Annotated in this window: 16 protein-coding genes; 10 read left to right on the forward strand and 6 right to left on the reverse strand. The window is 61.9% G+C overall.

From position 1 onward, the window contains the following. Nucleotides 1-18: 18 nt before the first annotated feature. The 7 genes from FEV53_RS13290 (at nt 19) to FEV53_RS13320 (ending at nt 9102) form a co-directional block, all read left to right on the forward strand. Entirely contained in the window at nt 19-300 is a 282-nt protein-coding gene (locus FEV53_RS13290; protein ID WP_142835310.1) for a hypothetical protein, read from the forward strand. 142 nt (nt 301-442) lie between these two features. Then, nucleotides 443-2512, forward strand: a complete 2070-nt coding sequence (locus FEV53_RS13295) for a ParB/RepB/Spo0J family partition protein (protein WP_142835311.1) — start codon at nt 443-445, stop codon at nt 2510-2512. Nucleotides 2513-2603: 91 nt separating this feature from the next. Further along, nucleotides 2604-6815, forward strand: coding sequence for a strawberry notch-like NTP hydrolase domain-containing protein (locus FEV53_RS13300; RefSeq protein ID WP_185962203.1), 4212 nt, complete (start codon nt 2604-2606; stop codon nt 6813-6815). A gap of 139 nt (nt 6816-6954) precedes the next feature. After that, nucleotides 6955-7443, forward strand: coding sequence for a hypothetical protein (locus FEV53_RS13305; protein ID WP_142835313.1), 489 nt, complete (start codon nt 6955-6957; stop codon nt 7441-7443). A gap of 94 nt (nt 7444-7537) precedes the next feature. After that, nucleotides 7538-7936 (forward strand): DUF6878 family protein, encoded by a 399-nt coding sequence (locus tag FEV53_RS13310; RefSeq protein ID WP_246100818.1) that lies wholly within the window; start codon nt 7538-7540, stop codon nt 7934-7936. A gap of 1 nt (nt 7937) precedes the next feature. After that, nucleotides 7938-8384 (forward strand): DUF6915 family protein, encoded by a 447-nt coding sequence (locus FEV53_RS13315; protein WP_142835314.1) that lies wholly within the window; start codon nt 7938-7940, stop codon nt 8382-8384. Between the two features lie 112 nt (nt 8385-8496). Further along, nucleotides 8497-9102, forward strand: a complete 606-nt coding sequence (locus FEV53_RS13320; protein ID WP_142835315.1) for a DUF6927 domain-containing protein — start codon at nt 8497-8499, stop codon at nt 9100-9102. Nucleotides 9103-9289: 187 nt separating this feature from the next. Here the strand turns inward: FEV53_RS13320 and FEV53_RS13325 are convergent, their stop codons facing one another. From FEV53_RS13325 to FEV53_RS13350, 6 genes are all read right to left on the reverse strand, one after another. After that, nucleotides 9290-10735 carry a TRAP transporter large permease gene (locus FEV53_RS13325; protein WP_142835316.1) on the reverse strand — a complete coding sequence of 482 codons (1446 nt, stop codon included), beginning with the start codon at nt 10733-10735 and terminating at the stop codon, nt 9290-9292. Then, nucleotides 10735-11379 carry a TRAP transporter small permease subunit gene (locus FEV53_RS13330; protein ID WP_142835317.1) on the reverse strand — a complete coding sequence of 215 codons (645 nt, stop codon included), beginning with the start codon at nt 11377-11379 and terminating at the stop codon, nt 10735-10737. Before FEV53_RS13330 ends, FEV53_RS13325 begins: the two co-directional genes overlap by 1 nt. Nucleotides 11380-11469: 90 nt before the next feature. Further along, a complete protein-coding gene (dctP, locus tag FEV53_RS13335) occupies nt 11470-12480 on the reverse strand; it encodes a TRAP transporter substrate-binding protein DctP (RefSeq protein WP_142835318.1) in 1011 nt (336 codons plus the stop codon). A 120-nt stretch (nt 12481-12600) separates the two neighbouring features. After that, on the reverse strand, nt 12601-13941 hold the full coding sequence (locus FEV53_RS13340; RefSeq protein WP_142835319.1) for a sigma-54-dependent transcriptional regulator: 1341 nt from the start codon (nt 13939-13941) through the stop codon (nt 12601-12603). Continuing rightward, entirely contained in the window at nt 13938-15659 is a 1722-nt protein-coding gene (locus FEV53_RS13345) for a sensor histidine kinase (RefSeq protein WP_246100819.1), read from the reverse strand. Before FEV53_RS13345 ends, FEV53_RS13340 begins: the two co-directional genes overlap by 4 nt. A 328-nt stretch (nt 15660-15987) precedes the next feature. Then, a complete protein-coding gene (locus tag FEV53_RS13350) occupies nt 15988-16959 on the reverse strand; it encodes a GlxA family transcriptional regulator (RefSeq protein ID WP_142835321.1) in 972 nt (323 codons plus the stop codon). Between the two features lie 84 nt (nt 16960-17043). Here FEV53_RS13350 and FEV53_RS13355 point away from each other — a divergent pair, with 84 nt between their 5' ends. The 3 genes from FEV53_RS13355 (at nt 17044) to FEV53_RS13365 (ending at nt 19301) form a co-directional block, all read left to right on the forward strand. Further along, the gene (locus FEV53_RS13355; RefSeq protein WP_142835326.1) at nt 17044-18237 is read left to right on the forward strand and encodes an MFS transporter; all 1194 of its coding nucleotides are present in this window, start codon (nt 17044-17046) and stop codon (nt 18235-18237) included. 289 nt (nt 18238-18526) lie between these two features. Next, a complete protein-coding gene (locus FEV53_RS13360) occupies nt 18527-18889 on the forward strand; it encodes a hypothetical protein (protein ID WP_142835322.1) in 363 nt (120 codons plus the stop codon). After that, nucleotides 18882-19301 carry a hypothetical protein gene (locus tag FEV53_RS13365; protein WP_142835323.1) on the forward strand — a complete coding sequence of 140 codons (420 nt, stop codon included), beginning with the start codon at nt 18882-18884 and terminating at the stop codon, nt 19299-19301. Before FEV53_RS13360 ends, FEV53_RS13365 begins: the two co-directional genes overlap by 8 nt. Nucleotides 19302-20001: the final 700 nt, after the last annotated feature.

The following is a 20001-nucleotide window of genomic DNA, read 5'->3' on the forward strand; positions in this document are numbered from 1 at the left end:
AGCGAGGGAGAGAGACAGATGTTGCGCCAATATGAGCCGCAGAGGTTTCGCGATCAGGTGATCCGGGGGAAAACCTGCCGTGTCGGCACCGTGGATGTCGGCTCGATCCGGATCGTCGGCGGCGTGAAGGTGATGGTCGAAGGCTGGATCCCCCGCGACTACGCCTGCCACATCAATGGTCGGTTCGTGACCAAGCGGATCCGGGGCGGACATCTGGCCCAGATCCGGGTTCTGCGGACCGGCCAGAAGAAGATCCTGGCAGACCACTACCTCGTCAATGCCGACGAGATCCACGGCTGACCTCTCCCGAACGCGTAACCGGGGAGGGCAGCACGCCGATCCCACCACCACCGCGAAGACGAACGGTCCCCCATCGAGAGATGAAAGGGGGCCTTTTGTTTTTTTGCGGCACTGGGACCGCGAGAGATGAAGGATACGGACCATGACGAAATCGGCTGACCTGACCCCGATGGAAATTGCGCTGAAGACCCTCGACCTGCACCCGCTGAATGCACGGGCCGGCGCTCCTGAAACCTATGAGGACGCAGACATCGCCGTGCTCGCGGCCTCGATCGCGACGCTGGGGCTTCTGAACCCGATCATCGTGCAGAAGACCGGCAAGAGCTGGGGCGTGATCGCCGGGGGCCGGCGGCTCGCGGCGCTGCGGATGCTGGCGGACGACAAGAGCGCGAAGGGCTGGACCCTCACCTCGAAGATCTCCTGCCGCGCAATCCCTGAGGATGTGGCGGGGGCCACGGCGATTACGGTGGCCGAGAATGTCACCCAGAAGCCCATGAACCCCATCGATGAGTTCGAAGCCTTCGCGCGGATGATGGAAGAGGGCGGCCACGACCCTGACAGCATCGCGAAGATGTTTGGCGTCGAGCGGCGGCGTGTGGTGGAACGCCTGCGCTATGGCCGCATTCACCCCGAGATCCGCGCCGCCGCGCGGGCGCAGGACATCACCCTCGATGTGATGAAGGCCTATGCCGAGCATCCCGATACCGAGGTGCAGAAGGCGGTCTTCGACGATCTGAAGGATCAGTATGTCTCGGCTTACATGGTGCGCAACAAGCTGACCGAGCGCGGCGTGAAGATCGGCGATCCTATCGGGCAGTTGGTCATCGAGGCCTACCGGGCGGAAGATGGCGAGATCGCCGCAGACCTCATCGAGGAAGACTCGGTGCTGACCGATCAGGAGCTTGTCGAGAGCCTTGTTATCGAGCGTCTGCAAAACGCGGCCGAAGCGGAGCGCAAGCGGCTGGGCTTCGCCTGGGCGGAAGGCCGGCGGACGGTGGAGTACGAGGATCTGCGCCCGTATGGCCGGGTCTATCCCGCGCAGATCGACCGCGACGAGGCCGGCCCGCGCGCCAGTGAGATCGCCGACCGGATGGCCGAGATCGAAGAGATCGAGGAGATGTTCGACGGAACCGAGGGCGATCTCGATGCGCTGGAAGCCGAGTGGCAGCAGCTCGAAGCCGAATACGAAGATCTCGTCTCGCGCTACAGCGACGAAGATCTGGCCCTTGGCGGGGTGATCGCAACGTGGGAGCGGGGGCAGATCAAACTGATCGCCGGCCTGGTGCGTCCCGAAGACTTGCCCGGTGCAGGCGAGAAGACCGGCAGTGCCGCCAGCGGGGCAGGGGAGGCGGAGCCGCTTGCGCCCGATGCACCGCAGCCCCTTGGCTACTCACAAAGCCTGACCGATGACCTGAAGAGCGAGCGCTCCCAGGTGATCGGCGCGGCGCTGGCAGGCGCTCCGGACATTGCGCAGGATCTTCTGCTCTTCAAGATCATCGCTGATCTCATGGGCCGCACCGCCCGGGTCTCCTACGCCATGGGCATCAGCGGCACGGTGGCAGTCCGCCCCCACGCGAAAGCCGAGGGCATCGATCCGCGCCCCGGCGAGACGCTCGAAGCGCTCCGGGCCGGGCTCGACCTGTCCTGGTGGGATGCAGACACGCCCAGTCCCATGTCGGAGCGGTTCGACCGTTTCCGGGCACTGGATGCCGGCATGAAGGCGCAGATCGCGGCGGTGGCCCTCGCGGAGGCGATCCAGCCCTCGGCTCTCGGCCGGGGCGAAGAGCTGCTCGCCCATGTGGCGCGGCAGGTCATCCCGGATCTCCGCGCGGTCTGGCGCCCCACCGGCGAAGCCTTCTTCGGACGCCTGAAGAAGAGCGATCTGCTGGGACTTCTGGAGCGCGATCTTGGACAGCCGGAGGAAGCGCAACGCTTTGCCTCGAGCAAGAAGGGCGAGATCGTCGACTATCTCGACAAGCTCTTCGCCGCGCCCTTCGCGACGCTGACGCCGGAACAGCGCGCCGCCGTCGAAAGCTGGTGCCCGGACGCGATGCGCCTGCCCGAGGCGGAAGACGGCCAGAGGACGGATCTCACCGGCCTCGAGGACGACGCGGAGACCGGGGATGTGTCTTTCGACGAGGACATCCCGTTCGAAGAGCCGGACGACACCGCGTCTGAACCGCAGGAAGAGGCCGAGATCGAGATGGTCTGACCCGGTGCGCAGATGGCGCCGCCTCGCTCCAGAGAGAGCAAAGGCGGCGCCTTTTTTTCGTGAACTTGATCCCTCACGGAAAGGACATCCGATGAAGCGCCAGACCCTGATCCGTCTCCTCACCCAGATCGCGGGTGATATCACGAACGGCACGCTTGACGCGGGCACGCTCTCGGCCCGGCTCACCACCGCCGCGGGCGGCACCGATGCCGCCGGGGCCTGGTCCTGGCGCCGGGCCTATGACGTCATGCAGGCGGCCACGATCCTGTCAGATCGCAAGGAAGGGCAGGTCACCGCGCCGAAAGCAGGGCTGACGGTGCTTGAAGCGCTCGCCCGCACCCTGCCCACAGAGACGCGGCGCTCGGAGACCCAGATCCGCTTGCAGCAGTTCTCGACCCCGCTGCCCTATGCCCATGTGGCGGCGGTGGCCGCCGGAATCGGCGAGGGCGATATCGTGCTGGAACCCTCGGCGGGCACTGGCGCGCTGGCGCATATGGCTCAGCGCAGCGGCGCCACGCTGATGCTGAACGAGATCGATCCCTTCCGGGCCGCGCTTTTGCAGATCCTCTTCGGGGGACGGCCAACTGCCCATGACGGGGAGCATATCGATGATCTCCTTCAGAGCGCGCAGCAGGCAAGCGTCGTTCTGATGAACCCGCCCTTCTCGTCGAGCGTGTCCCGCAAGGAAGACCCCACGATTGCGCTGCGCCATGCGATCTCGGCGGCGAAGCGTCTGGTCACCGGCGGGCGGCTCGTGGCGATCCTGCCGCGCGGCGCCTGCGAGCGGCGTCAGAGCGCGCTTTGGGGACGGCTCACCGAGATCGTCACGCCGCGCCTGCATCTGGGATTGCCGGGGATCGTCTATCGCAAGATGGGCACCAGCGTGGATACGGCGCTGCTTGTCGCCGACCGCACCCCGGGCGGGACGCAGATCGATCTGCATGAGGTCGATGGCCTGCGCGCCGCGCTGGAGGTGATGGACCGCGAGCTGTGTGCGCGTGCGGAGATCGATGCCGCGCTTCTGCGCCCCGAGACCGCTCCCGTCCCGCAGACGGCCCGGGCGGCGTGGACACCCGTGCGCAAGGTGACACCGGCAGCGACACCCGCGCCCCGGGCGGTGGAGGCACCGCTCACCTATCGCGAGAGGGAGACGCCGGGCGAGAACGTGGCGGTCTCGGAGATCTACGCCCGCTACGCGCCGCAGCGCATCGAGATCGCGGGCGCCGTCGATCACCCCTCGCCGCTGGTGGAAAGCGTCGCCATGGCCGCCGTGATGCCGCCTCTGCCCCATGTGGTCCCGAGCCTGCCGGGCGGGCTCGTGGGCAATGGCGCGCTTTCGGGCGCGCAGCTCGAGACCATCATCATGGCGGAAGACGCCCATGCGCGGACCTTGCCGGGCAGTTTCACCGTGGCCGAGGACTGGACCGGCGCCGAGCCTGCGGGCGAGGGCGCCGACGGAGCGGTGCGCTACCGGCAGGGATTCTTTTTGGGGGATGGCACCGGCGCTGGCAAAGGACGCCAGGCGGCGGGCGTGATTTTGTCGAACTGGCTCGCCGGTCGGCAGCGCGCGATCTGGATCTCCAAGACCAAGACGCTGATGGAAGATGCGATCCGGGACTGGACCGATCTGGGTGGCTCCCCGGCCGATATTCACCCCATCGACCGCTGGAAGCCCGATGAGGCGATCACCCTGTCGCGCGGCATCCTGTTTCTGACCTATGCGACGCTGCGCAGCACCGGCAAGAGCGGAAACACGCGGCTTCAGCAGATCATCGATTGGGCGGGCGGCGCGTATGACGGCGCGCTGATCTTCGACGAGGCCCATGCCATGCAGAATGCGGCAGGCTCCAGCGAGGGCAGGGGGGCCGCACCCTCCCAGCAGGGCCTTGCGGGGCTGCGGCTGCAATATGCTCTGCCACGCGCCCGCGTGCTCTATGTCTCGGCCACAGGCGCCACCCATGTGGGCAATCTCGCCTATGCCACGCGGCTCGGCCTTTGGGGCGCAGGAGAGGACTACGCCTTCGCCTCGCGCGAAGACTTTGTCTCGGCCATGGAAGCCGGCGGTGTGGCGGCGATGGAGGTGGTGGCGCGGGATCTCAAAGCCCTGGGCCTCTACACCGCCCGCGCGCTGAGCTTCGAGGGCGTCGAGTATGACATCCTCGAGCACACCCTCTCCGAGGACGAAACCCGCGTCTATGACGCCTTTGGCCGGGCGTTCAAGGTGATCCACCAGAACCTGCGCAAGGCGCTCGAAGCGACCGGGATCGAGGACAAGGAGGCCGGGATTTCCGCATCGGCGGCCAAAGCCAGCGCGCTTTCGCGCTTCGAGAGCATGAAGCAACGCTTCTTTTCCCATATTTTGAATGGCTTCAAGGCGCGCAGCCTGATCCCGGCTCTGGAGGCGGATCTGGCAGAGGGCTGGGCACCGGTGATCCAGATCGTCTCCACCGGCGAGAGCCATCTCGACCGCGCGCTTGACAGGCTTGAGGCGGGCGATGATCTGACCGAGGCGCATCTGACGCCCAAGGGCGCGGTGGTTCATTGGCTCGAGACGGCGTTTCCGGTCGAGGCCCATCAGCTGATCGAGGTCGACGGCCAAACCATCAGCCAGCCGCTGCTCGATGCGGAGGGCAACCGCGTAATCTCGCGCGAGGCGGTGGCGCTGCGCGACGCTGCGCTCAATGAGATCTACACCATCGCGCCGATCCCTTCGGTGCTTGACCGTCTGATCTGGCATTTCGGGGAAAAGCGCGTGGCGGAGGTGACGGGCCGCTCGAAGCGCCCTGTGCGGACGGCCAGTGGTCAGCTGAAGATCGCCCCCCGCTCGGCCTCGGCCAATTCAGCAGAAAGCGCAGCTTACATGGCTGGCGCAAAGCAGATCCTGATCTTCTCGGATGCGGGCGGCACCGGGCGCTCCTATCACGCGGCGCGCACAGCCGGGAACACCGCGCGGCGGCGGCATTATCTCGTGGAACCCGGCTGGCGGGCAGATGCGGCGATTCAGGGGCTGGGGCGCACGCATCGCTCGAACCAGGTGAGCGCCCCGTTCTTCCGGGTGGTGACCACCAATGTGCATGGCGAGAAGCGCTTCACCTCCACCATCGCCCGGCGCCTCGACACGCTTGGCGCGCTCACCCGTGGCCAGCGCCAGACCGGATCGCAGAACATGTTTCGCGCCTCGGACAATCTCGAAAGCCCCATCGCACGGCGGGCGCTCATCGCCCATTACCGGGATCTGGCCTCGGATCGGTGCGACGCCATGAGCTACGACACCTTCACCGAGTGGACGGCGCTGAAGCTCACCGACCGCGAAGGCGTGATGCTCGAGGATCTGCCGCCGATCCAGCGCTATCTGAACCGGCTTCTGGCGCTGCCGATCCACATGCAGAACGCGCTCTTTGCGGCGTTCTCCGAGCGGATCGAAGCGCAGACCGAGGCGGCGCGGGCCAGAGGGACGCTCGATGTGGGGATCGAGACCCTGCGGGCGGACCGCATCCGGGTCACCGGCGAGGACGATCTCTGGACCTGCCCCAAAAGCGGCTCGGTGACGCGCATGGTGACGCTTCAGACCGAGAGCCGCCTGACCTACCCGTCGGGCGCGGGCATCCTGTCCGACTACCGATCGCGCTTCGCGCCCATGCGCAACGCCGCCTCGGGCAAGGTGGCGATGATCTCGAAACGTCCCCAGACCGTCTATGACGATGACAGCTTTGCAGACCTGCGCGAGCTGCGGCGGCCCACGGGGCGCTGGTCCGTTCTGGAAGAGGAGTTCGGCAAGTCCCATTGGGAGCCCGTCGATCCCGGGCGCTTCGTGGCGCTCTGGGACGCGGAGGTGGCCGATCTGCCGACCTCGCAGACCGAGGAGATCGTGCTTCTCACAGGGCTTCTGCTGCCGATCTGGACATCGATCCCCTCGGACAACGAGCGGATCTGGCGCGTGCTGCCCGAAGATCATCCCTCGCTCATCGGGCGGGCGATCACGCCGCAGCAGGCTGTGGTGCTGCGCGGACGCTTTGGCGCCGGGCAGACCGACCGGCCCGAGGATATCGTGGCCATCGCGCAATCGGGCGAGGCCAGCGCCGATCTGGGGCAGGGGATGACCCTTTGCACCCGGCGCGTGGCCGGAGCGCCTCGGCTGGAGGTGCAGGGTTTTGCACCGGGCGCGGTGTCGGCCCTGAAAGGCGCCGGGTGCTTCACCGAGATCATTGCCCACCAGCTGCGGGTCTTCGTCCCCGTGGGACCGGAGGCCGCAGAGGTCGTCGCCCGGATCAAATCGGGGGCCGCCGCTCCGAGCGGCGCGTGAGGGACGCGGGGCAGGGAAAAGAGGGGAAAGGCCGCTTCGCCTTTGGGTGATCCCTGCGGGGGTCGCGAGACCATCTTGGGCAGGTCGGACGCGCCGATCTGCCTCTTCCCCACCGATCAGGACACTGGGAGGACATGTCATGAAGATCGAGCTGAAAGCGATCAAACACTCCGAGTTCGCGAGCCAGGAGACGAACTGCTACCAGGCCAATCTCTACGTGGACGGCAAGAAAATCGGCATCGTGTCGAACGATGGGCATGGCGGCTGCGACGCGTTTCACGGCGATGATGAGGCGTTTGCCCGCGCCAATGCGTGGTGCCGGGCCAATCTGCCGAAATGGAAGATGGGCTTCGGACCCAATCCCGAGGAAGAGCGCGAGACCGATCTCGAGATGCACTGCGCCAGCCTGCTCAACGATCATCTCATGAAGAAGGACTACACGCGGCTGGTCAGCACAAAGGTCCTGTTCACCAAGACAAAGGGACACGTCCTCTATGAAATAAAGCATCACGGTCAGGTGGACCTGACCGCGGCGCAGATCCGGGAGCAGCACCCGGATGGGACGATCCTCAATCTCCTGCCACCGGAGGAGGCTCTGGCAATCTTCCGCGCGGGAATGACGGGCTGATCGAGGCCATGCGAACAAACGCCTCAGACAGCCGCTCCGGATCGGGGCGGCTTTTGTCATGGGCATCCACCATCCCGACGAGAGAGGACAGGCTATGGCGACAGATCAGACCGATATCATCGGCGAGGCGATCACGATGATGGAGAAATGGCGTCTCGAGCGCGAAGAGAAGCTGAAAGGAGACCGGGCGACCCTGCTTGAGCAGCTGCGGGAGATCGGACTGACCGAAATCACCGCCGAATATGAAGGATCTGGCGATTCCGGCCACGTGGGAGACATCACGGACCAACCTGCGGATCGCGAGGTGCCCGAAGATGTCATGGACCGGCTGAAAGATTTCGCGTGGGATGTCGCGTATGATCAGCACCCCGGGTTTGAGAACAACGATGGCGCTTACGGATCCGTCGAATGGGACCTGACCGAAGACAGCATCACGCTCGATCACACAATGCGGTACACCGAAACCTGCAATACCTATCAGGAGGGGCTCTGATATGGCCCATCCGTTTCATCATGCCGAAAGCTCGGCCCGGAAATACGGTGGCGATCCATCCGACTACCTTGCGGTGCATAGCTGGTTCGATGCGTCGAAAGCGCATCTCGCCCTCTTCACCCACCGAGCCGTTCGCCATAACACATTCGGCGTATTCGAAGCCGAGCGGATCTTTGGCGCTACGCTCACCAATTCCGACGGACGCAAAATACCGACACGCTTCATAGGCGAGCAGCACGTGAAGGAGGATTGTCAGGGGCGCATCCCGAGCCTTGCGGACTGGCTTGGCCGAATCCGGCCCGAGCCGTGGATGGCCAACGGTCACATCGATCTGAAGCCGGACCCATTGTGGCAGGATCCGCGCGATGTGTGGGTCAACGAGGTCGCAACAGGCAGAACGATCCTCGGCTTGCAGGACTGGATCGCCGCGCGCAACCAGACAGGCTGAGCCTTCACGAGGGCCGCTCCGGATCGGGGCGGCCTTTGACCCGTGTGACCGCCGCGGTGTTTGAAAAGAGAGTACCGGCTTGCGGAATCTCCCAACATCAAGAGGACCGATCATGGGCTGGCTTTTCTACACCGACCAACGCGTGAAAACCTACGCGGACCAAAAAGCAGAGATCGAACGTCTCTGCACCTTCGAGACCGAAGACCGGACAACAGAATTGATCTGCGCGTCAAAGGTGGGGACGACCTGGTACGCGGCCGTGCGCGTCTCCATGAAGGACGGCAGTGAGATCGAAGACTTTACGTACAAAGCCAAAGAAGACGGATCGTTCACCTTCGCGGCGATCTTTCTCACCGCGTTCGACCAGGGCTGCTGGGGCTACAAGGACATGGAGGAAAGCGCAGGGCCGGTTCAGGCACGGGCGCCTGTCAGCCTGCTGAACCGCCTCTCCGAGTTGAAAGATCCTGACAGCTACGCCCATGACTGGCGCAAGCGCTGCCGCGCTTGGGCCGACATCCCGACCTACAACGAGGGCGACACGATCAGACTAGCGAACCCCCTGAAGCTAGATGATGGGACCGAGTTCCAGATCGTGACGGCGACACGGTACCGGAGCGGACGGAGAATGCAGACCGGATATCGGATCAAAGACACCGGCGGGTTGGTACGGCTTCCCAGGGGGTGTCTGGAGGGGTCGTCGCTCGTGACGACGGGGTGAGTTAGGAAGGGGCGGCGGAAAGTGTGAATTCGCTAAAGTGCGGCAAAAATTGGGAAAATCGCCGAAGCTGACATTCGGATAGCCTTGTTCATAAGGGACGCAAACACCAGCCTTCCTTCTGCTACCCTCACCTCTAGCCCGTTGGGTACCAAAACGGGCTAGAGGTTATTCCTCCGACCTTCGCGCGTCAAACCTGACTAGGCAGCCATAGGACGATTGCCGGAAATGCAACCAACCCGGCAATTGTCAGGGCGTCCGCGATGAAAAAGGGCATCACACCGCGGAACACATCCTGTACGCTGAGATCGTCACGGACCCCGGCCACCACGAAGCAATTCAGGCCGATGGGCGGGGTGATTAGACAAAACTCGGCCATCTTGACGACGAGAATGCCGAACCAAATCGCGCACATCGGACCCGACATCCCGAAGGTGCTGTCGGCCGCCGACACATCCAGCCCGCCATTGAGCGCCATCACCGCAGGAAACACCACCGGCAGTGTCAGAAGGAGCATGCCAATCGCGTCCATGAACATGCCCAGCACCGCATAGGCGAGCAGGATACAGATCAGGATTAGCATGGGCGACATGGTCAGGGATGTGATCCAGTCCGCGAAGGCACCCGGAAGATCAGCAAACCCGAGGAAGCGCACGTAGATCAAAACGCCCCAGATGATGGTGAAGATCATCACGCTGAGCTTGGCGGTCTCGACCAGCGCATCGCGGAATTCCGACCAGCGCATGCCGCGATAGAGGGCCATCAGGAACACGATGAAAGCACCGATCGCGCCGCCTTCGGTCGGCGTGCCCCAACTGTCGCCACCAAACGGGATGTCTATGACGCTGCCGCCGATTGCGACCTCGCCCGGTATCGGGTTGTAGACGAAAAACAGGATGATCACGACCACGGCGACGATCGGCAGGGCCGGCAGGAGCGCCGAGAAGCGTTCGCGCCAGGTAAAGCCTCCGACAGCCGGACCAAAGTTCTTGATGGTCATCGCAAGGCCCACAATGATCAGGCCGTAGACAATCGCGGAAAACGCGCCGGGCACAAAGCCCGCCAAAAGCAGCATGCCGACATCTTGCTCGACGATGATGGCGTAGATGACGAGGATGGCCGAGGGTGGAATGAGCGAGGCCAGAGTGCCCGCAGCGGCCACCACCCCCGCCGCAAAGCGCTTGTTGTATCCGATTGCCAGCATCTCGGGGATTGCGATCCGCGCAAACACCGCCGATGTCGCCACAGAAGCCCCGGAGACCGCCGCGAACCCAGCGGTGGCGAAAACGGTCGAGACCGCCAAGCCCCCTGGCACCCAAGCGATCCAACGCTTGGCTGCCTCGAACAGGGCCTTTGTCAGCCCTGCGTAATAGGCCATATAGCCGATCAGGATGAAGGTCGGGATGAGGCTGAGCGCCTGACTGGCTACTTTGGCATGGGGCACCTGTCCCGCTGTTCCAACGGCAACACTTAGGGCCCATCCAAATTCGTCCCCGGCAAAGTCCTTGCGCGCCCAGAAGATGGCGATCAGACCAACAATGCCTGCAAGCCCGGCGGCAAAGGCCACCCGCATGCCAAGGATGACCATCACCAGAAGAAAGCAGGTCACCCAAATCCCGATATCGAGAGCTTCCATCAGTTCGCCTCCTCTTGCTCGCGGCTTGAGACCTGTTTGGCCTCCATCGCTGCTTGTGTGGCCACGTCTGCGAGCAACGGCACCGCGACTGGGCGTGCTTGATTGTGTTTGAAGGCGAGACTATAGGCCCACAGCTGCAAACACAGACGAACCACCAGAACCCCAAGCGCGACCGGCACCACCAGTTTCGCGGGCCAGATTGGCAAGCCAATATCCATTGAGCTGTCGCGGCTCCACATCGGTTGGCTGATGTCGAAACTGCGCAGGAAATGCTCCCAACTGCCCCAAAGAAGCAGCATAGCGACCAGCAAGATTGCGAGTGTGGTCGCAAGTTCGGCAAGCCAAAGGGCCCGCCCCTTGAGCGCCCCGACGACGATGTCCATGCGGATATGCCCGCCTTCCCGGCGCACATAGGACACGCCGAACACCGCGATAACGGGCATGAGTTGTTCGATCCAGTCGACATATCCCGGCAGCGGCGCGTTCAGAAAATTCCGCCCACCGACCGAAAAGACCGCCAGCAACATCAGACCGAAGACCGTCAGGCCACCGACCAGGATCATTGCATATTCGACCCTGAGCAGAGACCGATCGATACGTGAGACAATGCTGTCATCGGACAGCACAAGAGACCCCGCAGCCATGCTAGGCTCCTATTTATTGGAAAATTGAAAAAGGGCGGGGCTGCGCTGGCGGGAGAAGAGGCCAACGCAGCCCCGCTTGGGGAGGAGGGCTTAGTTGCTCTCGGCGATCAGGCCGGTCACAAAATCATACAACTCTTGAGCAGGCAGGCCGCGCGCGGTGTTCTGCTGGATCCACGCAGTGGCGGCAGGATCCGCCGCCGCAGCGCGGAACGCTGACAGTTCGGCGTCGCCAAAGGACACCTGCGCGATGCCCCGTTCCTCCAAGGCCGGGCCCCAGGCAGCCATGGTCTGCTCTTCATAAAAGCTCAGGTAGTGGTCGAGCGCCTCGTCAACGGCGCCCAGCAGCACCTCACGGTGCTCATCGCTCAGATCAACAAGCGCATCCGAGTTCACCACGACCGGACAGTTGACCGTGCCCGGGTTGAGGTTGGTGGTCCACCAGGTTGCGTTTTCGATGGTCCCAAAGGACATGTGAGCATGAGGCGCGAAACTGACCGCACGCACGACGCCTGAATCCATGGCTTGGCGCACTTCGGTCGCGGACATGGATGTCGGAACCGCGCCAACGGTTTCCATAGCTGCACCGATGCCGCCCGTGGCCCTGACGGTCAGACCGTCGAAATCCGCCAGCGTTGCGGGCGCATCGCCAACGCCGACCAGATTGTACTGCGGCAGCGGTGACGGCATCAGCAGCGTCGCGTTCCAGCGGGCAAGATCGGCCACCACTGCCGGATGCTGATAAAGCGCCATAGACAGGTCGGATTCCTGCTCAAGGCTTGTGACGCCGAGGAATGGCAACTCAAGCACGGTGATGGATGGGTTCTTGTCGGCATGATACCCGGCGCAAAACTGTGCCATCTCGAAGGCACCGATGGAGATGCCGTCGAGGTTTTCGCGGTTCGAGCTGAGCCCGCCATAAGAGATGTTGAGCGTGAATTCGCCATTGGTGCGTTCCGAAACCAGCTCGGCAAGGCGCTCTACATGCTCGGTAAAGGCGCGCCGCTGCCCCCAGAGTGAAACGCTCCATTCCGTGGCCATGGCCTCCGACCCGACTGTCAAGGCAAGGATTGCGAGCGCCGCGCGGCTGAGAAGTTTTTGCATGAGGACCTCCCTAGTTGTCATGCAGATTGCTGTGGGAGGCAGTATTCTCGACCGGACGGTGTCTTGTTTATGAGGAAATCCGCGCCGACGCCGCCAATTTGCCTGCGGGTTTCCGCAGGGCTAAATCAGCCGTTCTTTTTCGAGACCCAGCTTGACGATCTTTTCGTTGAGGGTCCTTCGACCGATCCCGAGCGCCTCTGCCACGTCATCCATACGTCCAGCGTGGCTTTGAATGGCCCGGCTGATCATGTCCCGCTCAAGTGCTGCGACCGCCTCGCGTAAAGTCGTCGGTAAGGCTTCTGGGATAACTTGCGGGTTTATCGCCTCGGAAATCGTCCCATGTCCAAGCCGCGCCGCAATCAAGCGGCGCTGCGCAACGCTGCGCAACTCACGGACATTTCCAGGCCAGTCGTGGGCCAAAAGGGCTGCTAGATCGTCCGAAGTGATGGAGGGTGTGGCAACTTCATAGGCAGGCGCCAGTTTTTCAAGAAAGTGCATCAACAGCGGTTGGAGGTCGTCACGTCGCTCCCGCAAAGGCGGCAGCATCAGCGAGACTGTGTTGATCCGGAAATACAGGTCCTCTCGGAAGCGCTGCTGTGAAACGGCTTTCTCTATGTCTTCGTTCGTCGCACAAATAATGCGGAGATTGACAGGATGCGATCTGTCGCCCCCATCGGGTGTCACGGCGCTGTCTTCAAGCACACGCAGAAACCGGGCCTGTATCTCTGGAGGGCAGGCACAAATCTCGTCCAGAAACAGCGTGCCGCCATCAGCTTGCTGAACTTTACCCGGCGGCCCACCAGCCACACCGAACATCTCAGCGGTGAAGCGTTCGGGCGTGAGAAGCGCACAATTGACGGCCACGAAAGGGCGCTCGGCAAAAGGTCCGATGTCGTGCAGGGCCCGCGCGACGACGTCTTTTCCGGTTCCCGTTTCTCCAAGGAGCAAAATCGACGCCGCCGAATCCGCGAGCGAGAGAATGCTTTGGCGCAACTTGAGAATGGCGGGCGTGTTGCCGATCAGGATACGATCCAAGCCAGATAGTTCCAGCAGCCGCTTGCGCAGTCTTGCATTACTGCACTGGATGCGATTGCGCTCGCCTGCATTGCGAACAACGCTGAGCAGACGTCGCGGATCGTAGGGCTTTTCGATAAACGAGTAAGCCCCGTCCTGCATCGCCGATACAGCCATGGGGATATCCCCATGAGCCGAGATCAATACCAAAGGAATGTCGCTGACCGCGCGCACAGCCGCCAGCAAATCTAACCCGGACATACCGGGCATGCGCACATCCGAGAGCACCACATCTGCCTCAAAGCGCTCAAGCGTGCTCAGGACACGGTCCGCCCGCGACAACGTTTCGACGCACCAATCAGCGGCTTCCAGCAGATCAACCAAAGATCGTAACATCGCGCGATCGTCATCAACAACGAGGATGCGCAAGCGCGCTTCTGGTGTCATGCGGCAGCCTCCCCTTGGTCGTCTCTTGACGGCGTCACGCGCGGCAGAACGACCCGAAATGCTGCACCGCCCGAAGGCAGGTTCCGCGCTTCCAAGTGGCCACCATGATCCTTGAGTATCCCATCAGAAATAGCCAAGCCAAGCCCCATGCCATGGCCGCTGGCCCGCGTCGTCACAAACGGCTCCAGCAGATCATCAAGATGTGTATCCCCAAGGCCATGTCCATTGTCAGATACTTCGATCCAGACAATATCGGTGTCCTGTCCTGCATTGACATCGACGCTTGGATGGCACGTGTCATGCGTGGCGTCGATGGCATTTCGTAGCAGGTTGGTCAGGACTTGTTCGATGCGTAGACGCGCCCCGCGCACCATAAGGGCCTCGTCTCCGAGGTGAAGCCTGAGCCGTGTGTCGGCCTCATCAAACGTGGTTTGCATCAGCTCTTTCACCGAGACGACGCAGGCGCGCAAATCGACATCCTCGAAGCCTTCCGATCCGGATTTTGCAAAAAACTTCAGCTGCGTCGTGATGCCTGCCATGCGATCCACAAGATCCGCAAGCGTGGAGGAAAGCGCGGTTTGGGTCCCGCTGATCTCGGCGGCGGCGAGATGGTTGCGCATCGCAGCAATCGGTTGGCCCAATTCATGGGTAACAGATGCGGAGAGTTGCCCAAGTGCGGCCAGACGGCTAGCGCGTGCGAGTTCCTCACGCGTCTTTTCCAACCGACGTTCGGCGCGCTTGCGGTCTTCGACTTCCTGTGCCAGCGCTTCATTGGCGCGACGCAACGCGGCCTCCTCCCGCTCCGACAAACGTAAGGCGTTGTTCAAACGCTGGCCTCTTACATATTGAAACACGAGCAGGCCTGCCGCTGCGATCACGACGACAAATCCAGTGATCAGCGACGCCAGCGTGTAGGCTTGGGCCGTTGACGGCAGGTAATGAATGTTCCAGCCATGGGGCAACTCTGCGCTGACAAGATGTAGCCGCTCATACCCGTCTATGCGGACGCGGGGCCCATCGGTGTATGACCAGTCCGGAGGCTCAAGCGGTTGCTCGGCAAATTGCCGCGCTTCACGGATTTGCGCGCGCTCCAAGTCGGTAAGGGCCCGCAGAGATCGGTATCGCCATGTCGCCTCCGACGAGAGCAGAACGATTCCCCGTTCGTTTGACAGAAGAACAAGCTCGCCTGCGTCTCGCCAGCTTTGCTCGAAAGGGATGAGGTCGATTTTGATCGCTATGACCCCAATGATGCTCCCATCCGTCGCGCGCACCGGGTCCGCGATGAAATAGCCTGGAAGCCCCGTTGTCGCCCCAATCCCATAGAATGTGCCGGTTTCGCCCCTTATCGCGTCTTGGAAATAGGGTCGGAACGCGTAGTTCTGTCCTACGAAACTGTTTGGTGTGGCGGCATTTGAGGCAGAAATTGTCCGCCCCGCCATATCCATCAAAAAAATCGCATCAAGACCAGATGCCTCAGCAAACCCGGCCAACCGACGATCCAAACTGTCAGCCCTACCGGTCGTGAGCGCATCAGACACAAACGGGTCTACCGCCAGAACCTTCGTCAGGTGGTTGAACCGGTCGACCTCTGCGATCACCGTAGATCGATAGAGCGTGAGACGCGCGCCCGCGCGCTGCGCTTCGTCAATCAGGAAATAGCGTAAGGACGCAAAAAATACGGCCGCCAGAAGGAGGGCCGCGATGACCGTGATCGTCACGACAAACCTGCGCGGAAAGGTCATAACCTCAGGTCGCTGTAAAGAAATTGGCACGCACCTCGCTCGATCTATTCGATGTCATGGAACTGTTTCAGACCTGCTTAACTTCAGCAATGCTAAGGGCGATGCATGCGCTTAAGGAATCCGGATCTTTGCTGATCCAGGTCGTATTCATCTCTTTTTTTAGAGTACCAAGTACCCGGCGTAAGTTGGGTCGCGAAGGGCCGCTATCTCGAAGCCGCAACGCAGCGCTTGGACATCTGCAGAACGGCTGTTCTGGGCCGTTTGCAGAGCGATACTGTGCAGTGCTCGATGTCAGTCTGCGGCATCAGCCCTGATCTCGAAACGCGGCTGCGTACTGTGCAAAACTGACGCCATAGCGGCGCTGGAACGCCCGACGCATACGTTGCAGATCGCCAAATCCAGCCTCTGCTGCCACGATTTTTGCAGGAAGGCTGGCTTCCAGCAGGCTTCGCGCATGATCGACGCGAACCCGTTCGACGAACTGGGCGGGCGACGTTGCGAGGTGATCCTGGAACCGGCGCGAGAGGGTGCGCGGGTTCATGACCGATTCTCGCGCCATGCGATCAAGTGTCCAGGGTTGCTTCGGATTTGTTATAATTGCCTCAATCAGCTGCCCCAGAGTGTTTTCTTTTGTGAACTGACCGGCAAGATGCATGGCATACTGGCTCTGATTTCCTGTCCGGTGCAATTGGACAACAAGCTCGCGCGCGACGCGCAGAGCGGTAGCATTGCCGCAATCTGACCGGATGATCGAGAGCGCGAGGTCGATGCCTGTGGTGACACCTGCCGATGTGAAGACGCGCGTCCGCTGGACAAAAAGCCGGTCAAGATCCCAGTCGATCTGTGCAAAGCGCCGGACATCCTGCTCGCGCGACCAGTGCGTCGTCGCCGGCCCACCGTCAAGCACGCCCGCTTCTGCCAGAACCAGCGCTCCCGAACAAATTGAGATTACGCGCGCTCCGGAGTCTGCCCTCAACCGCTCGCGCACTGCCGCAAGAACGGCCTCATTACCAAGCAAATCGTCGATACCATCGCCTCCTGGAACAAGGAGATCATGATCAGGATCGCAAGACCGGAGCGCTCCGTCAGCCCCCAGCAACATCCCGCAAGAGGCACGTACCGCCGTGCCGTCTACCGACACGTAGCGGAGCTTGTAGACTGCGCGATCTGCGAACCGGGCAGCATCAAAAGCCTGCACAGGCCCAGCGACGTCCAGTGCGTTCACACCATCGAAAAGCAGCACATCTATCGCGCGGATCTTTGGTCGATTGTCCATTTTTGACGCCTGTTTGACATTCCAGACAGAATGCTCGTCCGCTTAAGTCACGATGTCAACGACCATCAGATGGACCCCATGCTTATGCGCGATGCTCAAAGCCGTCATGCTCACATCAACTTCGTCGGACTGATTGCCGCGAACACGATCCTCGTGTCGGTCATGCCGATGCTCATCATCATCGGCGGATTGGCAGGGCTGCTTCTCGCGCCAAGCCCCGCATTGGCAACACTGCCGCCATCTGTACAGACATTCGCGGGTCTCATTGCAACAGGGCCATTCTCCTTGTTGATGGGGCGATACGGGCGTCGCGTCGGATTTGTTGTTGGCGGACTTGCGGCCTCGGCAGGAGGGGTAATCGGCGTATTTGCACTCCTCTGGTCCAGCTTCGTGCTTCTATGTGTTGCCCACGCTTTCCTGGGAGCGGCATTAGCCTGTTACCTCTATTTTCGGTTCGCCGCCGCGGAGGTCGTCGCAAGTAATTGGCAACCCATCGCAATCTCGATCATGCTATCTTCGGGCCTCGTTGCGGCCTTCGTCGGGCCGCAGGTCTTCATCTGGACGAAAGACGTCTTCGCACCCGTCCCGCTGGCCGGCGCCTATGCCGCGATCACCTGCGTCACGCTCATCGGATTAGTGCCACTTGTCTTTGTCCGCATCCCTCGTTCAACCATGACAGCGAACAGGGCGACACTGGACCGCGCAGCTATAGGCATCATCCTCAAACGGCGCCCGGTCTTGATTGCCGTTCTGGCAGCCGCAGTCTCCCAAGGCATCATGGTCCTGTTGATGGCACCGACGCCTCTGGCCATGACGGAGCACGGTTATTCTGAAACTTTGGCGAGCGACGTTGTCCGCTGGCATGTCGTTGCGATGTTCGCACCGTCCTTCTTCACTGGCTTTCTCATCCGGCGATTTGGCTCGGTTCCCATCGTGGCGACAGGGCTTACGCTGCTGACGGGGGCGGCTTTGGTCGCCGCCAGTGGCATATCGGTCCACCACTTCTACGGCGCGCTCGTTATGCTCGGGATCGGCTGGAATTTCGGGTTCATCGGAGCGACCAACCTCCTTTCCACCGCGATATCGCCCGAAGAACGGTCAGTCGTGCAGGGCACCAACGATACGCTGATCGCATTCGCCGCTACACTCTGTGCTTTTGCTTCGGGCGCGATCGTCACAGGCTTTGGATGGACCGAACTGGCGCTGTCTTCCTCACCGCTTCTTGCAGTCGCGTTGATCTGGATACTTCTCTCGCGCCAGAGGACAGAACCTATTTGAACCATAGCGGTTGCGCTGCACCAACAGGACCAGCAGGACTGCGAACCACGACAGCACTCCTGCGGAAAACTCCCGCGTCAATTTTGCCCGCTTTTCCGACCTTCGTCATGTGATTTTTCTGCACACCGTGTCGAACGGCAGGCAGCGCGGGCCGCGGCGCGGCATCTGAGTTGGCGATAGACGGCGGCTCCGGGCCGGTTGTCCCAGTAAAGCTAGGAAACTTCAGATCCTGTAACCCCGGTCTGGATCCGGCCAGGGGTCCCGCACGTGGTGATGTCCCTCAGGAGAGATGAGAGAGGGCTTCTTTTTCGGTGATTTTAACGTCATCGGAAAGGAAGAGATCATGCCGGATCTGGATGTACGGCCCGACACACGAGACTGCGACAGCCTTATCGCAGAGATGGCTGAACGGCAGGCTGCTGAAACCTTGGGAATGTCGCTCGGCCGCCTGCGGTCGGTGTTGGGGGCGTCCGCTTGGGGCACGGCACATCAGATGCTTCGGCGGGAGTTCCGGGGACGGTACAAAGGCTATTACCCCAGCTGCGGAATGACCGATGACGGCGAGGGCGTGATCGCAGAAGTGTTCGACGCGCTGGCAGATGCCTGCGGAGGTCCACGACGTGCTGTTCGCTGGGGGGTGCGTCATGGGTGAGGGACTTTATTGGAGCCAGGACGGGCGCACCGTCTATGTCGAGCCCTTCGAGGGGCTCGACGCCGGGGATGCGGATCTCTGGGATTGGGCTTATGAGGATCTGATCGACGTCATTGGTACATGCCTGACAGAGAGATGGTCGGGCTGCGAAGGCGCGTGGCGGGACCACAAGAGCCGGATCGTGGCACGCAACACGCTGCACAAGATCTGGCTCACGCAGGACAGCTATGACCGCGTCCATGTGACCTTTGGGGTTCGCGAGCATCTCTACGACCTCGATGCGTTGGCGCGCCATCACGTCGATGACCGGGCCGAGAGGTTCTTTGATCAGCTGCAAGAGCATTACGCGCTTCATGTGCGCACGAGCCCGTGGAAAAGTGCGCCGCGGGACCGGCTGCAAATGGCTGGCTAAGACAACCCCGTCTGGGTCAGTAATACTGACTTATTGCACATAAGACTGACTCTGGGCCTCGTATGACAGCCCGGGGGCGTGCGGCCTGAGGACGTCTGCGAACCCCCCCCATCCCTAACAACCCAAGCCCCAAGGAGGTCATCAGGCCGTTACGTCGGGCGCGCCCGGTCGCCGTCCAACACTCCCCGACACGACAAGATAAGGTATGCAACATGCGATATTCCGCGATCAAACAGGCCACCCGGGAAGGCCGCGATCACGGCGGCGATGCGCAAGCTCATCGTCCTCGCCAACACCCTGATCCGGGATCTTTGGAAATGGGCCGCAATCGCCCCTTGTTCAAAACGGATACGACTGCAGTTCTGCTGTGTTCATCTTTCGCACAAGTGGTGAGTGCTTCAGGAACTCGACATCATCCTGAAGTTTGAGCGGCGGTAGCATGCAGACACCCGAAGCGCCGCACCAGCAAACCGCAAAGCCAGCCAGGGATGCGATATCTAAGGTCTCTGCCCTGTCAGGCTTTGCTCCCCTCAGCACCCAGGTGTGACATTTCTACTTTGCAGACCAAGGGACATTTCTACTTGGTCGCAACAACTTCAAGCCGCATGGCCTCCCTCTGAAGGGGCGGTTGTTTCACCGCCCCTGTCCTGGCATTTTGGGTCACTCCAGCATTGGCTTGCCGTTGGAGCGGTGGCGGTAG

It is taken from the genome of Palleronia caenipelagi (assembly GCF_007004065.1).
GTDB classification, from domain to species: Bacteria; Pseudomonadota; Alphaproteobacteria; order Rhodobacterales; family Rhodobacteraceae; genus Palleronia; species Palleronia caenipelagi.